3 protein-coding genes are annotated in these 16,906 nt (G+C 70.9%); 1 reads left to right on the top strand and 2 read right to left on the bottom strand.

Annotated elements, in window-relative coordinates; genetic code table 11:
* Positions 1-18: 18 nt before the first annotated feature.
* Positions 19-9,171 (bottom strand): amino acid adenylation domain-containing protein, encoded by a 9,153-nt coding sequence (locus VZL07_RS36075; RefSeq protein ID WP_426752485.1) that lies wholly within the window; start codon positions 9,169-9,171, stop codon positions 19-21.
* Positions 9,168-15,620: an SDR family NAD(P)-dependent oxidoreductase gene (locus tag VZL07_RS36070; protein WP_426752484.1), complete on the bottom strand. Its 6,453-nt coding sequence runs from the start codon at positions 15,618-15,620 to the stop codon at positions 9,168-9,170. Before VZL07_RS36070 ends, VZL07_RS36075 begins: the two co-directional genes overlap by 4 nt.
* 748 nt (positions 15,621-16,368) lie before the next feature.
* Between VZL07_RS36070 and VZL07_RS36065 the strand changes: the two genes are divergently transcribed.
* Positions 16,369-16,905, top strand: a complete 537-nt coding sequence (locus VZL07_RS36065) for a DUF2378 family protein (protein WP_426752483.1) — start codon at positions 16,369-16,371, stop codon at positions 16,903-16,905.
* Position 16,906 lies beyond the last annotated feature (1 nt).

Genomic DNA, 16,906 nt, shown 5'->3' with positions numbered 1-16,906 from the left:
CCTCACCGACCACCCGACTCATCGCGGCTTCTTGGTTAGCGTCAGCACGCGCTTCAAATCCCTGGCACTCAGGCGCGCAGCCGGGAAATCCGCGGCCACGCGAACCGTGGCAGTGGGCTCCGTGCGCTCCCGGATGATGGCCTTCAGGTGGCCATGGAGCTCCGCGTTCAACCGCTCGATGGTTTCCTGCCGGAAGACCCTGGCGCCGAAGGTCCAGTCGAAGCGCAGCCGCTGCCCCGCTTCGACGACGGCGTTGAGCTCGATGCGATGGGGCCTGGCGGCGCAGGGCGAGTGGAGCGGGCCCAGGCCTTCGCGAGCCCGGCCGCGGACCACGCCCTGTGTTGGCACGGCGCCCATCTGCCCGAGATAGTTGAAGACGACGCCCGCGTTCGGGATGGCCTGGAGCCTGGAGCGAATGGTCGCATCCGGAGACAGCGCGCGAAGCACGCCGTAGCCAATGCCACCCTTCGGTATCCGGCGAAGCGCATCCTTGGTGCGCGCGAGCGTCTCTCGCATGCCCTCCCTGGCCCCGACGTGGACCCGGAGCGGGAAGATCGCGGTGAACCAGCCCACCGTGCGGCTCAGGTCGATGTCGTCGAACAGGAACTCACGGCCGTGGCCCTCCAGGTCGATGCGGACCGTGCCGTGGCCGGACCACCCCGAGAGCGTGCGCGCCAGCGCGGCAATCAGTGCCTCGTTCACCTTGACGTCGTAGGCCGTGGGGACCTCGTTCAACAGCAATTGGGTCTCCTCGGCTTCGAGCCACGACACGAGCGTGCCCGCCTCCTGGACCGTGTCCGGCGCAGATGGGTCGTTCAGCGGCAGGCCCTGGGCGTCGTCCCGGTGCGCGGCGGCGAGCCAGGCATCGAGCTCGGATCGGGCATTCGGCGACGCAGCATAGGTTTCGAGCCGCTGCGCCCAGTGCTGGAACGACGTCGTCTTGGGGGGCAGGCCCACCTGCTGCCCGTTCGAGAGCTGGCTGTAGGCCGTCAGGAGGTCCTCGATGATGATGCCCCACGAGACGGCGTCCACCACCAGATGGTGCGCCACCAGGGCGAGCCGCGCGGAATCACCCCCCAAGCGCAGCAGGGCGGCGCGCATGATGGGGCCTTGTTCCAGGTCCAGGGATTCGTGGAGGTCGGCGAGCGCCTCCTCCACGCTGGCGCGCCCGTCCAGGTCCACCGTATCCAGCGGAATGCCGGTGCGCGCGGCGGCGTCCTCGTGGAACTGACGCCACGCTCCGTCCTCCTGCCGGTAACGGAGGCGGAGCGCGTCGTGGTGGCGCTCCACCGCGTCAAGCGCGCCGCGAAGCGCACCGAGGTCAATGCCAGGCTCCACGTCGAGCATCACCGCCATGTTGAAGTGGTGTGGCTCGGCGCGGCCCTGGTCGAAGAACCAGCGCTGGATGGGAGTGAGCGGCGCGCTGCCCGTCATCAATCCTTGGTCGGCATGGATGCCCTGGGCGCTGGAGGCCGCTCGGGCGAGCTCGGCGATGGTCTGGTGCTCGAAGAGCTGGCGCGGCCGGAGCCGAAGGCCCTGCTGGGTGGCCCGCGAGATGATCTGCAGCCCCAGGATGGAGTCGCCGCCGAGCGCGAAGAAGTTGTCGTGGATGCCGACGGAGGACTTCTTCAGCACCGACGCCCAGATGTCGGCGAGGAGCTGCTCCTCGCGTGACCGAGGGTCGACGAAGGCCGTGGGCGCCTGGGCCTGAATGGGGTCCGGCAGCTTCTTGCGGTCCACCTTGCCGCTGGGCGTCAGGGGGAACGCCTCGAGCATCACGAAGTGAGCCGGCACCATGTAGGCCGGGAGCTGGCGCATCGCGTGCTCGCGGAGGGACTGGACGTCGAGCGTGGTACCCGCTCGCGCGGTGGCATAGGCCGCGAGCTGGCCTTGATGGACGACGATGACGGACCGCTGCACCGCGGGGTGACCGTCGATGACGGTCTCGACTTCGCCCAGCTCAATGCGATAGCCGCGCAGCTTCACCTGGTCGTCGATGCGGCCCAGGAAGTCGATGTTCCCATCCGTGCGCCAGCGCGTGAGGTCGCCCGTGCGGTAGAGGCGGGCGTCCGGGCGCTCCGAGAACGGGTCGCGGATGAAGCGTGCCCGGGTCAGCTCGTCGAGGCCGTGATACCCGCGCGCGAGCGCGATGCCTCCGATGTACAGCTCGCCCGGCACCCCGATGGGCACCTGCCGCTGATGGACATCGAGGATGCGCGCCACCAGGCCAGGAAGGGGGCGGCCGATGGAGGGCATCCCCGTGTCGCCTTGCTTCAGCTCCGCCACCGTCGCGATGACGGAGGTCTCGGTGGGCCCGTAGGCGTTGATGAAGCGGCGCGTGTCCGTCGCCCACTGCTTCACCAGCTCCGCGGGGCAGGCCTCGCCCGCCGTGATGAGCACGCGGAGGTCGGGGTATGCCCCCTGTGGCAGCGTGGCGAGCGCTGACGGCGACAGCACCACCTGGGTGATGCGCTTGTCCGTGAGGACAGCGCCCAGGGCCTCGCCCACCCGCGCGGTCTCATCGGGGGGCAGCACCAGCCGCGCGCCGCTGGCGAAGGCCATCACGATGTCCCAGACAGAGACGTCGAACGACAGCGAGGCCGCCTGGAGGATCCGGCTGTCGGGGCCGAGCCCGAAGCGCGGCACCGAGGCCACGGCGAGGTTCGTCACGCCCCGGTGCTCCAGCACCGTGCCCTTCGGCTTCCCGGTGGAGCCCGAGGTGTAGATGACGTAGGCGGCGCTGCTCCCGTCGGGGACGGGGAGGGGGACCGACGCGCCTGGGTCCGGCAGGGCCTCGCCCACCCAGAGCGTCTGGCCACGGAACCCGGGCCGCTCGCCCAGGGCGCGCGCCGTGAGCAGCAGCTCCGCGCCCGAATCCTCCAGCATGTGGCCGAGGCGGGCCTCGGGGTACTCGGGGTCGAGCGGGACATACGCACCGCCCGCCTTCCACACGCCGAGGATGCTGACGATGAAGTCGACGGACTTCGGGAGGCAGATGGCGGCCCGCTTCTCACGCCCGAAGCCGAGTGACACCAGGTGCCGCGCCAGCTGGGAGGCGCGCCGGTCCAGCTCGGCGTAGGTCAGGCGCTCGTCACGGTGCTCCAGCGCGATGGACTCTGGCGCACGCGCGACCTGGGCCTGGAACAGCTCCACCACCGAGCCGGGCGCGGGAGGCGCGCTGGGGCCCTGCTCCCACTGCGCCACCAGGCCGGCCTCGTTCGTCCCAAGCAGGTCGAGCTCGATGACACGACGCTCGGGGGTTTGCACCGCGGCCTGGAGCATCGTCACCAGGTGCTCGGCCATGCGCTCGATGCGCTCACGGTCGAACAGATCCGCGCTGTACTCCAGCAGTCCGCTCAGCCCGTCCGCGGACTCCTGCATGGACAGGGTCAGGTCGAACTTGGCGGTGACGCTGTCCAGGTCGAGGAGCTCCACGTCCAGGCCGTCCAGCGCGGGCGGTGAGAAGGGCGCGTTCTGGAGCGCGAACATCACCTGCACCAGCGGTTGCCGGCTCAGGCTGCGCTCGGGGGCCACCACCTCCACCAGCTTCTCGAAAGGCACGTCCTGGTCCGCATACGCATCCAGGGCCGTCTTCCGGGCCCGCGCCAGCAGCTCCAGGAACGTCGGCTCGCCCGACAGGTCCATCCGAAGCGCCAGCGTGTTGACGAAGAAGCCGATCAACGGCTCCGTCGCGGCGCGGTTCCGGTTCGCCACCGGCGAACCGATGATGAGGTCATGCTGGCCGCTCAGCCGTGACAGGTACGCGGAGAAGGCGGCGAGGAGGGTCATGTACAGCGTCGCGCCCTCCCGGCGGCTCAGGTCCTTCAGACGCGCCGTCAGCGTGCGGTCCACCGAGAACCGGACCACGCCGCCCTGGTAGGTGGGCGTCTCCGGACGAGGCCGGTCGCTGGGAAGGTTGAGCGAGGTGGGCGCCCCGGCCAGCCGCTGCCGCTGGGCCTTGATGGACTCCGCGAGCGCTCCGTCCTTCAGGAGTTGCCGCTGCCAGAGCGCGAAGTCGGCGTACTGGACCTGGAGCGGCGGCAGCGCCAGCTCACGCTGCGAACGCAGCGCGTTGTACCCGGCCGCGAGCTCTCGCGCGACAATGCCCACGGACCAGCCGTCCGAGACGATGTGGTGCATCGTCAGGACCAGCACATGGTCGGCTTCCGAGATGCGGAAGAGCCGCATCCGGAGCAGGGGGCCTCGTTCCAGGTCGAACGGCCGTGAGACCTCCAGGCCCGCCTGTACCTGCACGCGCTTCAGCAGCTCCGCATCGGTCGCTCCGGGCGGATGGACCAGCTCCTCGGCGGGCGGAAGCTCGGCGGTGAGGTCGACGGTAATGGCCTGGTACGGCTGGGCCCCCTCCGCGGGGAAGCAGGTGCGGAGCACTTCGTGCCGCTGGATGACGGCCTCCAGGCTGTGCCGGAGCGCTTCGTGGTGGAGGGGCCCCCGCAGGCGGAGCACCAGCGGGATGACGTAGATGGGCGCGCGTGTCTCCTCGATGCGGTCGACGATCCACAGCCGCTCCTGGGACGAGGAGAGCGGAATCCGCTCCGGGCGCTCCATGGGTGACGTGAAGTCGACCACCTGGGTGCCCGGGCGCTTGCGCAGCTGATGAACCGCCGTCGCGAGGCCGCTCACCGTCGGGGCGCCGAAGAACGTGCGCAGCGGCAGCTCGACGCCCAGCACGGCGCGAATCCGGGACACGACCTGCGTGGCCAGCAGCGAATGGCCGCCAAGGTCGAAGAAGCTGTCGTGCACGCCCACCCGCTCCGCGCCGAGCAGCTCGGCGAAGATGCTGGCGAGGATCTCCTCCTCACCGGTGCGCGGCTCGACGTAGTCCGTCTCCAGTCCTTGCGAGACGACAGGGACGGGCAGGGCGCGCCGGTCCACCTTCCCGTTCTCGGTCAACGGCAGCTTGTCGATGACCATGATGCTGGACGGCACCATGTACTCGGGCAGGTGGGCCTGAGTCCGCTTCCGGAGCTCCGCCTCCAGGCGGCGCTCCACCCGGCTCCGAAGCGGATCATTGGCCTGGCGCACTCCGGGGGCGGGGACGGGCGCGCTCCCGAAGAGCGCCACGGGGCCCGTCACGGCCTTCTCGGCCGGGGTGAAGACCGCGTCATAGGCCCCGTCCACGCCGCCGCGAGACCAGTCGAGGGCGACGTCGAACGACAGTTCCTCCGCGAGCCGGTGGAGGGACTCGGGGTCGATTCCGGGCTCCGGCTCGACAGCGGCGCTCGTGGCATCGCGGTCCAGCACCCGCTTGCGGAGCTTCTCGGCCGAGCCGGCGCGCGCCGTGGGTCCTCCCGACACGCTGGCCAGGGCCTCGAGCGACGCCTCGACACGCGCGTTGCGGATGCCCCGCAGTCCGACGCGCCGGGTGCCTGCCTGGGTCAGCCGGGCGCGAAGCGCGGACAGGCTCACGTTGCCGGGCCCCCACGCCACGTCGGATGCGACGCTCGGCGGCGTGTCCAGGTGGAGCAGCACGTCGTAGCGGAAGCGCGTCAGCTCGTTCAGACACGCCCCTCGCTTCGGGCGCACCTCGACGTGGGTGAGTCGGGGGATTCGCTGCTTCAGGGCCCAGAAGAAGTCCGGGTCCAGCACCAGCTCCTCTTCCGCGGCCAGCCGCTGCGCCACCCGCGCCTTGAGCGCCTGGGGCTCCAGCGTGCCGGCGCTCTGCGCGAGGACGATGGACGCGTGGAAGGCCTCGAGCAGACGCAGGTTCCGGACATCGCCCACGAAGATGACGCCCCCCGTGTCCAGGCGCTGCGCGGCGGACTCCAGGGCGCTGGCAAGGTACTCCGCGCTGGGGAAGTACTGGACCACCGAATTGAGCATCACCGCATCGAAGCGCGCGTCTCCGAAGTCGATGCCATCGAGCTGGTCCGCGGCGCAGTGGAAGAGCTTCGCGTGCCGCAGCCCCTCGGTCTTCGCCGTCACGCCGCGGAGCATGTCGACGACGACGCCCGAGACGTCCGTGGCCCAGTACGCCTCGGTAGCCGGTGCGATGCGCGTGAGGAGCAGGCCGGTACCGCACCCGATTTCGAGCACGCGCCGCGGTGCACGAACGAGAATCTGGCGGACGGTGTGGTCGACCCACTCCTTCATCGCCTCCGCGCTGAGCGGTGCGCCGGTGTAGCTGCTGTCCCAGCCCGCGATGTTGAAGCTGGGGTCGGTCTGCGGCTCGCTGGCCGAGCGCGCGTAGAGGTCGTCGTAGAGCGACTTCCATTCGCCCACGTGAGTGTCCCCCACGCCGCCATCCGGCCCCGAGGACAGCAGCGTCTCCGCGGCGTCCGGCTTGGGGACGACATAGGCGGCGAGGCGCCGGTCATCCGCGCTGCGCTCGTGCGTGGTGACGTAGGCGTCCGCGACCGCGGGGTGGGTGGCGAGCACCGACTGGATCTCCCCCAGCTCGATACGGAAGCCGCGAATCTTCACCTGGTCGTCGATGCGGCCCAGGTACGTGAAGCCACCATCCGGCAGGCGGATGGCGAGGTCCCCCGAGCGGTAGAGCCGCTTGCCGGGCGCGGTCGGGTCCTCGATGAAGCGCTGAGCGGTGAGCTCGGGGCGCTTCAGGTAGCCCCGGGCGACTCCGGCTCCACCCACGTACATCTCTCCGGGGACCCCCACGGGCACGGGTTGCCCCTGCTCATCGAGTAGCCGCAGCTCGAGGTCGGGCAGCGGCCGGCCAATGGGGCTGGCCGCGGAGGTGAGGTCCGCTTCGGTCACCTGGTAGTACGTCACATGCACCGTGGTCTCGGTGATGCCGTACATGTTGATGAGGCGCGTCTCTGTCCCCGCGTACTTCTCGAACCACGGGCGGACGGTGGCCGCGTCGAGCGCCTCGCCGCCGAAGATGATCCACCGGAGGCTGCGCCCGCCCCGGCCGTCCGCGATGGACGGCGTCCGAACCAGCGCGCGGAACGCGGAAGGCGTCTGGTTGAGGACGGTGACGCCTTCGCGGGCAATCAGCTCACCGAACGCCTCGGGCGCGCGCGTCATCCAGTGCGGCACGACGACCAGGCGCCCTCCGTACAGCAGCGGGCCCCAGAGCTCCCAGACGGAAAAGTCGAACGCGGCCGAGTGGAACAGCGTCCACACATCGCTCGGCCCGAAGCCGTAGAGCGGCTCCGAGGCGGTGAACAGGCGCGTCGCGTTGGCGTGCGTGACGATGACGCCCTTGGGACGTCCCGTCGAACCGGAGGTGTAGATGGCGTAGGCGGCGTTGTCCGGTGTGACGCCCGAATCGGGGTCCGGCGCGCGCCGGCCTTCCTGCCAGGGCATCGTGTCCACGAAGAGGGTGGGCACCCGCTCCGTCGGGAGCTCCGCCGCGCGCCCGGACTCGGTGACCAGCGCGGAGACCTCGGCGTCGTCGAGAATCAGCGCGAGCCTGTCCTTCGGACTGGCCGGATCCAGCGGAACGTAGGCGCCGCCCGCCTTGAGTACGCCAAGAATGGCGATGACCAGCTCCGCGCTCCGGTCGACGCAGATGCCCACCAGGGACTCGGGGCCCACGCCGCGGTCGAGAAGCGCGTGCGCCACGCAGTTCGCACGGGCATTGAGCTCGGCGTAGCTCAGGTGCGTCTCACCGAAGGTCAGGGCAACCGCGTCCGGGCTGCGCGTGGCCTGCGCCTCGAACCAGGCGGAGAGGGTTCCCGTGGCGGCGGCGACCGGGGCAGGCTCCGAGCGCGCCTCCAGTGCGAGCGGAGCGGGCGCAGCCGGGGCCGAGAGGGCCAGCCGGGCCACCGGCTCATCCGGCGTGCGAACCATCGCCTCGAGCAGCTTCTCGAAGTAGCAGCGCCACAGGGCGACGGTGTCGTCATTGAAGAGGGCGCGGTTGAAGCGCAGCGCGCCGGAGAAGGCGCCGCGGGCCTCCCACATCTCCAGCGTGAGATCGAACTGTGACTCCTGGTCGCTGATGGGGAAGGGCTCCAGCTCCAGGCTCCCCCAGTGGACGCGGGCATCCTCATCGGGCGTGGCCCACAGGGCCATGGCACCACCACCCTCGCGTGAGGCGTGGAGGGAGATGGAAGCCTGGAAGAGGGGCGACACGCCGGGGCGCCGCTCGATGCCCAGCCGCTCCACGAGCGACGCGAAGGGGAAGTCCTGGTGCGCGAGCGCCTCGTGCACCACCTCGCGCATCCGAGCCATCAGCGTCCGGGTCGAGGGGGCGCCTGAGAGGTCGGCTCGCAGTGCCACGGCGTTGGCGAAGTAGCCCACCACGTCGTGGAACGCCGAGCCGGGACGCCCCGCCGTCGGTGAGCCAATCAGGATGTCCTCCTGCCGTGCCAATCGGCCGAGCAGCGCCGCGTAGGCGGACACGAGGACGACGAAGGGCGTGGCCTCCGCGCTCTGCGCGAGCGCCTTGATGCGGCCCGTCAGCTCCGGCGACAGCCGGAACGCACACGCGCCGCTCCGGTTGTCCGCGACCGCGGAGCGGCTCCGGTCCGCCGGCAACGCGAGGACCGGGAGATCCCCGGCCAGCTTCTTCTGCCAGTAGTCACAGTGGGCCCGCCCCGTGGCGCCGGACACCAGCTCCGCCTGCTGCGCGACGAAGCCGGCATAGCTGCCCGTGATAGGGGCCAGTGACGGCTGCTCGCCGCGGGCGAGCTGCTGATAGAGCTGGTTGAGCTCCCGCTGGAGGATGCCGGCCGACCACCCGTCATAGACGATGTGGTGGACGGTCATCAGGAGGACGTGGTCGTCATCAGCCAGCGAGAAGAGCTGGCCGCGAAGCAGCGGGCCCCGCTCCAGGGAGAACGGCTGCCGGTAGGCCTGGACGACCTCGGACTGGAGCTGCTCGGGGCTCCAGCCCCGCGCGTCGACCTGGGTGAACTGCGGCTCCAGTGCGGGATGGCTCGTCTGGAGGAGCTGTCCATCCGCGGTCGAGGCGAATGTCGTGCGCAGCGCTGGGTGGCGCTCGGCCAGCATCCCGAAGGCGCGCTTGAGGGCCGCCACGTCGACCTGCGCGTGGATGCGGAGCGCGAAGGGAGTGTTGTAGGCCGCGCTCCGCGGGTCCTGCTGGTGCAGGAGCCACAGCGCCTTCTGGCCGGAGGCGAGCGGGAAGATTCGGGGGGCCGCCTTCCCGGACTTCGCCATGAGCTCGGCGAGGAGCTTGCGCTTCTCCTCGACGGAGAGGTTCTTCATGTTGTCGGTCGGGGTGCTCATGCCGTCTCCCGCTCCTGCGCCGTCTGGGCCGCGAGCATGGCCTGGAGGATCGTGTCCAGCTCGCCCTCGGACATGCTGTTCACCTGCTGCTCGATCTCCGCCTCCTCGGTGGCGGGCTCGATCGCCGGTGCCGCCGTGCCGGTCGTGTCGAACTTCGCGGACAGGCTGCCCGCGACCTCCACCAGGCTCCCGGCGCGCAGCAGCTCGAGCGCGGGAATCTCGATGCCGAGCGCCTCGCGGATGGTCCGCTGCACCTGCATGGACAGGAGCGAGTCCACCCCCAGCAGCGACAGGGGCTTCCGCGGCTCCACGCGCTCCGCCGGAATCTGGAGGATGGCGGCGAGCCGCTCGACCAGGAACTTCTCCAGCTCCGGCTTCCGGGCCTCCGCGCCAAGCGCGGTGAGGTGGTCGCGGAGCTGCTCCGCCTCGTTCTGGGCGCCGCCCTGCGTGCTGCCCAGCAGATGCGCCGTCCGGGCGGACTTGCCGAGGTGCGGCGCCGCACGGCCCAGCTTGGACCAGTGGACGTCGAAGAGGCCGAGCTGCGGCGTGCGCAGTCGCAGCACCCGCTTGAGCGCCGCCAGCACCGCGGCCGGGGCCATCGGGTTGAGACCGAGCGACTCGAGGTACGTGCGGACCGCCTCATCCTGGGCCATGCCGAGCTCGCCGAGCACGCCCCAGTGGATGCTGACGGCGGCGAGGCCCCGCGCGGCACGGTGCTCCGCGAGCGCGTCCAGGTAGCTGTTGGCCGCGACGTAGTTGCCCTGGCGCGGGTTGCCAATCAGCGCGGCGACCGAGGAGAACAGGACGAAGAGGTCCAGCGGCCGGTCCTGGGTGAGCTCATGGAGGACCCAGGCACCGCCGGCCTTGGGCGTCATCACTCGCTGGATGCGCTCCAGGCTCAAGTCGGGGAGCGGAGCGTCATCGAGCACGGCCGCGGTGTGCAGCACACCCTTGAGGGGCGGATGCCCGGCATCGATGCGCGCGAACAAGGCCCGCATGTCGTCCATGCGGCTGACGTCCGCCGCGGCCGCCGTGACGCGGGCCCCCGCGGCTTCCAGCTCCTGAACCAGCTGCTTCGCCTCGGGCGTGGAGGCGCCCTTGCGGCCAGTGAGCACGAGGTGGCGGGCCCCTTCGGCCACCATCCAGCGCGCCAGCGCCAGACCGAAGCCGCCGAAGCCGCCGGTGACGAGGTAGGTGGCGTTGGCGTCGAAGAGCGGCTCGTCCGCCGCCGGTGCGAGGGCCAGCGGCTCCGCTCCGGCCAGCGACAGCGTCAGCCGGGCCAGTCCCTGCGCACGTGAGTGCTCCGCCAGCCAGCCGGACGCCTCCTCCACGCGAGAGACGGGCCAGACCTCGGAAGGCAGGGGAGGAAGCTCCGGGAACCGGCCGAGAACGGCCTGGAGCCGCGCCGCGGCCTCCCTCGGGCGCTGCCGTACCAGGGCCGAGATGTCCACGCGCGAGCAGGCCGCGCCCCGTGGCCACGCGGTGGCGAAGAGCCCCTCCGCCGGAGCCAGCGGTCCCGCATCGACGAAGCGGCCGAAGGCACCCAGCACGCTGGTGATGGTGGGCTCCGCGTCGCACGAAGCATTCACCAGCAGGTCCACACCGGTCCCCCCCGTCCAGGCCAGGATTTCCTCGGGAAGGGCCGGGGAGCGCCGGTCGAAGACCTGGACGCCTTCGGGCACATTCCCGGTGACGGAGTCGAGGACGATGGCCGTCCGCGCGCCGATGGCGACGCCGAGCTGCACGAGCGCCGCGCCCACCCCACCCACGTCACCCACGACGAGGAGCCGCTCGGACGGCTGGAGATGGCCCTGCGCCTGCAACGCGCACTCCGCGCTGAGGTAGGGGAGCAGCCGCCCTGGCGACGTACCCGTGCTCACGTGGTCACGCTCCACGCACAGCATCAGGTGGCTCCCCACCACGGGCGATTCCTGCGCGACCAGCGCCTGCACCCGCTGTCCGAGGGAGAAGCCCGTGGTCTCCGCGCCCAGCGCGACGACCTCTCCGCCGACCTCCAGGGGCCAGTGGGCATCGGAGGCGCGCCGGCCCTGCACCGCCGCCGCGCGTGTCAGCGTCACGCTGGCGACCTTGATTTCAAGCTCACCGCGCCCGGGCTGCCTTCGCGAGGCGCGCCGCGGACGGCGCTCGGTGCCGTCGAGGGCGAACTCGAACACCTGCTCCGTGCCCGCCGGGGGCGGCGTCCCCTGGGCCTGGGCTTCCCACTCCGGCAGGGGCTTCGCCGCGAGGCGACGCACGAACCTCCGGGTGTCGCGCAGCGCGACTTCTTCTTCCTTCGTCTCCGCCAGGAGCTCGCGTGCCAGCCGTTCGACCAGCTCCTGCTGCGACGCGGACGCGTCCCGGGGGAGGTCGATGGAGCGGGTCCGCAGATGCGGGAGCTCCGCGGGAACGACGCGCGCGAAGCCAATCAGCGGCGCGACGGACAGCGCGCTCACGGCGTCGCCCGGGAGCGCACGCTGCGCGTCCCGTGTCACGATGCGAATCGACGCACCGTCGCCGGGGGCCAGTGCCAGCACCACGTCCAGGAGCGACTGGACCTCGTCCGATTCATGGCCTGGGCTCGCGTCCAGGCCGAAGAGATAGGCGACGTTCTGGATGCGGGCGCGGCCGACGGCCTCGACCACGCGGCGGACATCTTCCGCCGCACCCCGTCGCACCTGGAAGCCACCGGTCGGCGCGCGAGCGAAGGACTCGCCGCGCGTCACCAGCACCACGTCCTGGAGCCCGGTCCGTTCGAACGCGCGCGCGAGCTCAGCGCCAGTGCCGCCCTGGTCGGCGAACACGAGCCAGGCACCGGTGTTCTTCGCGGGCATCTCTTCGGCGGTGGCCTCGAAGGTGTGCGCGTAGGTCCAGTCGTAGAAGGCGGGCCTGGGGACGGACTCCTCTCGGCTCGCGAGCGCGGCGCACTCGACGCCCGACAACCGCGCGGCCACCCGGCCTTCGCCGTCCATCAACGTGATGTCGCAGGCCAGGGTGTGGGCCGTGCGCTCGCGGATGCGCGCGTGGCACCACAGCGACGCCTGGGGATTGGGCGCCTGGCTGAGCTGGATGCCGCGGCAGCCCATGGGCAGGTAGAGGCGCGTGTCGTCCTCGGGGAGCCACGACACCATGGCCTGGAGGCACGGGTCGAGCCACACCGGGTCGAGCAGCAGCTGCGTGTCGGCGGCGATGCGCGCCGCCTCGGAGGCGGGCAGGGCAATCTCGGCGAGGAGCTCGGTCTCGTTCCGGCGCAGGGAGCGGATGCCGCGGAGGCTGGGGCCGTACTCCAGCCCACGCCCGGCCAGCATCCGATAGAGGCCGTCCGTGTCGAGCGGCGTCTCGGAATGGATGCCGAGCTCCGTCACGGGGACTCGTGCCTCGGGCGGCGTGTGGACGTCGCGGCGGATGCGCGCGGTGGCGTGCCGCGTCCATGCCGTGCGGTTGTCGCGCGGCCGGCTGTAGATGGTCACCGTCTGCGCCGCCTCGTCATAGGTGGTGCGGACGACAGGCTCGTCATGGCCGGAGACGACGAGCGCGTTCTCGAAGCGCACCTCCTCCAGGGCATGTGGCTCGGCCAGCCCCATGGCGCGGCGCACGGCGAGCGCCAGCTCGACGTAGGTCGCGCCCGGGACGACGAGCGAGCCCCGGACGCGGTGGTCCTGGAGGCACGGCAGGAAGCGCGCGTTCAGCCCCCGCTCCCACGTGGGGAGCGGGGCGGAGATGCGGGGCCCGAGCAGGGCGTGCTCGTCCGTGCCTCGCCGGTCCGTGAGGGCCTCCTCGGACTCGTGCCAGTGCTTCTCCCGCTGCCAGGGGTAGGTGGGGAGCGGCGTGAAGCGGGCGCCTCGCGGGTAGAGCCCGCTCCAGTCGATGCGGATGCCGGCGACGTAGAGCTCGGCGAGCGCCCTGGCGAAGGTCTTCCGCTCGGGCTCCTGCCGCCGCAGGGAGGTGAGGACGCGGCCCTCGACGCGAGCCTCCGCGCAGCACTCCTTGATGGAGGCCAGCAGGACGGGGTGGGGGCCCAGCTCGATGAAGAGGCGGTAGCCGTCCTTCAGCAGTTGCCCGGCGGCCTTCGCGAACAGGGTGGGCTCGCGGATGTTGTCGCACCAGTACTCGGCGTCATACGAGACGCCCTCGATGCGCCCGCCCGTGACGGTGGAGTAGGTGGGCAGGTGGCCGGCGGACGGCCGGAGCGCGGCGAGGCACCGGCGCAGCTCCGGCTTGAGGCCCTCCATCGCGGGGCTGTGGTAGGGCACCTCGACCTTGAGGATGCGCTGGAAGACGCCGCGTGCCTCCAGCTCGGCGGCAATCTCCTCGATGGCCTTCGCCTCGCCCGACAGCGTCACCGCGTTGGGCCCGTTGATGGCGGCAATGGAGACCACGTCCTCGCGTCCGCGGATGGCGGCGCGCGCGCCTTCCTCGGAGAGGCCGACCGCCGCCATCTTCCCGAGCCCCGCCGCCTTGGCCTGGATGCGGCTGCGCTCGTAGATGACCCACATCGCCTGCTCGAGCGTGAACCGGCCCGCGGCATAGGCCGCGGCGACCTCGCCCGCGCTGTGGCCAATCACCGCGGCGGGCTCGATTCCCGCCCGGCGCCACATCTCCAACAGGCCAATCTGGAGGATGGTATTCGCGGGCTGCGCGATGTCCGTCCGGGCCATGTTGGAGGACGCCTCGTCCGCGAGCATCTGCTCCAGCAGCGACCACCCGGCCCGTTGCTGGAAGAGGACGTCGCAGCGGTCGAGCGTCGCGCGGAAGAGCGGGTCCTGCGCGTACAGCTCGCGTCCCATGGCCCACCACTGGGGCCCCATGCCCGTGAACACGAACACGGGCCGGGCCTCCGCGGCGGGCATCGTCCGTCCGGAGGCCCCGAGCTCCGCGGGGTTGCCCGCAGCGAAGGACGCCAGCCGCGCTGCGAGCTCGGCCCGGTCGTCCGTGCCCAGCAGGGCGAGCCGGTGCTCGTGGTGGCCGCGGCGCGTGGCAGCGGAGAAGCAGATGTCCGCGAGCGGCGTGGGGCTCGGCGCGGCCAGGAGCTCCGCGTACGAACGGGCGAGCGCCCGCAGCGCCTCGGGGCTGCGCGCGGAAAGCGGGAGCAGCAGCGGGCCGGTGTCTGCCTCGTCGCGCGTCACCGGTGCGGCGTCCGGCGCCTGCTCAAGCACGCAGTGCGCGTTCGTCCCGCCATAGCCGAAGGAGTTGACGCCCATTCGCAGGGGCTCGCCATCGCGGGGCGCGAGCGCTTCGAGCTGGCGTGGGATGCGGAGGCCCAGCGTGTCGAAGGGGATGGCGGGGTTGAGCTGGTGGAGGTTGGCCTGCGGAGGCAACTGCCGGTTCTGCAGGCACAAGCTCGCCTTGATGAGGCCCGCCACGCCGGCCGCGGCCTCGAGGTGGCCGATGTTCGCCTTGAGCGAGCCCACCCAGGGGCCCGGCCCATCCGCCCGCTTCGAGACGGCCCCCAGGCCCCCCAGCTCCGCCGGGTCGCCGACGGCGGTGCCCGTGCCGTGGGCCTCGAAGGCATGGATGTCGGTGGGGGACAGCGAGGCGCTGGCGCAGACGCGGCGAATCAGCGCCTCCTGCGCGCTCGAGCTCGGCGCCGTCATGGACTCGCTGTGCCCATCCTGGTTGACGCCGGTGCCCCGGATGACGGCGTAGATGCGGTCCTGGTCCCGGACCGCGTCGGAGAGCCGCTTGAGCACCACGATGCCGGCGCCCTCGCCGCGGCCGTAGCCGTCCGCGCGCGTGTCGAAGCTCTTGGAGTAGCCGTCCGCCGAGAGAAACTTGCCCTTGCTCATGGCCACGAAAATCTCGGGCCGGAACATGACGTTGACGCCGCCGGCCAGCGCGAGCGACGTCGCGCCGCTCCGCAGGTCCTGGCAGGCGAGGTGGACCGCGACCATCGACGAGGAGCACGCCGTGTCCAGCGAGATGCTCGGCCCCCGGAAGTCGAACATGTACGACAGGCGGTTGGAGAGCACCGTCATCGTCGAGCCCACCGCCGTGTGCGGACCGATGAGCTCACGGTTCATGGGCCCCATGTGCGTGAGCATGCTGTCCAGCATGAAGCCGCCCACGTAGACCCCGGTGGGGCTGCCCGCGAGGCTGTCGGCCGGCAGGCCCGCGTCCTCGAGGCTTTCCCAGGCCACCTCCGCGAGCAGGCGCTGCTGCGGATCGAGCGTCGCCGCCTCTCGCGGTGAGATGGAGAAGAAGGCCGCGTCGAAGGTGTCGATGGCCTCCTGGAGGAAGCCACCCGAGCGGACATAGGTCTTGCCCGGCTTGTCCGGGTCCGGGTCGTAATACCGGCGATGGTCCCAGCGCTCCTTGGGGACCTCGACGATGGCGCAGCGGCCCTGCGTGAGCAGCTCCCAGAGGTGTCGCGGAGACTTCGCCCCTCCCGGAAAACGGCAGCCGATGCCAATGATTGCGATGGGGTCGTGCACACTATTGGACACTGCGCTCATGTCGAAAAACCTACGCGAGTGGCGGATTGCCCGTAAAGCAATGGTTCACTTCTCAACTGTCGAGAGTGGTTGTGTATGAATGGGTTACAACGCCTGTCACAACCACGTGTCCTCGGAGGCCCACCGTTTCAGGTGGGTGTATGAACGGTCGACTCCGGATGTCTTCAGCCAGGATTTGAAAAAGGCGCGTCTGGGGTCCCCCTCCGAGTTCGACTCCCGGAAGCATCCTCTCAGCCCTGTCTGACACCCATGAGGCCCGTTCGTGTCCACGCGCGTTCCTGATTCCCGAATCATCCGTCATGAGCCGGGCCAGGGCCGCTGGGAGATGGTGACGCGCCTGCCGGATGCGCGTCCGCGGGCGCTCGTGCGGAGCCCTTGATGGGGCCGCGAGGAGCGGACGCCGGGCCCCATGCGCCGCCGCGAGCTGCCCTCGCCGCAGGTGGTGCTCATCATCGACAGAGGGCCGTCCATCCGAATTCTCGCAATGCGAGACGGCGGTGGCGCGGCACGCTACGTGGAGGGATTTGTCGCGGGATTGGATGATACATTCTCAATGGCTGAGACATCCGGCGCGCTGCGCGCATCCAGGTCGACTTCACGCCCATGGGCGCGCGGCTGTTCTTCGGCTACCATTGCGAGACATGGTCCGGAGGCTCGAGGAGGCTGGAGCCAGACGTTGGCGAGTCGATGTCCGCCCAGGCATTTCCTTCCCCGGGCGGATCGACTCTCCTAGGGTGCCACGCCACCCATGACGACCGAAGTCACCGTTCAATCCACGCTGTTCGAGTCGTTGGTCCGCCTGGCGAAGCCGGATGCGGCGCTCCAGGCCGAGTTCCTGGCCGCGGGCTTCGACATGGACAAGCCGCGCGCCAGCTACCCCTCCGCCGTGTTCATCGCCTGCCAGGACGCAGTCGTGCGCCACCGGTTCGCGGGAATGGACCGCAAGTCCGCCTACCGCGAGCTGGGGCGCGGCCTGGTGCGCAGCTACTTCGACACCATGGTGGGCAAGGTGGTGGGCATTGCCCTCAAGGTGGCCGGGCCCGAGCGCGCGATGAAGCGCGTGGGGCTCAGCTTCAGCTCGGTGTTCGACCCGGTGGACATCCAGGTCGAGTCGCAGGGCCCCGCCAACTGGCGCGCCCGCTTCCGGGGCTATCCCTTTCCAGCGGAGGCCGCCGCAGGCACCTGTGAAGGTGCGCTACGGCAGGCCGGCGCCAGCGAGCCCGAGGTCGTCGTGGAGCGCTACGAGCCGCCCGACGGCTTCGATTTGCGCATCCGCTGGCGCTGAC

This window comes from Pseudomyxococcus flavus, assembly GCF_050038885.1.
Taxonomy (GTDB): domain Bacteria; phylum Myxococcota; class Myxococcia; order Myxococcales; family Myxococcaceae; genus Myxococcus; species Myxococcus flavus.
The sequence above is the reverse complement of the archived record's forward strand: the minus strand, read 5'-3'. Positions and strand labels throughout refer to the sequence as shown.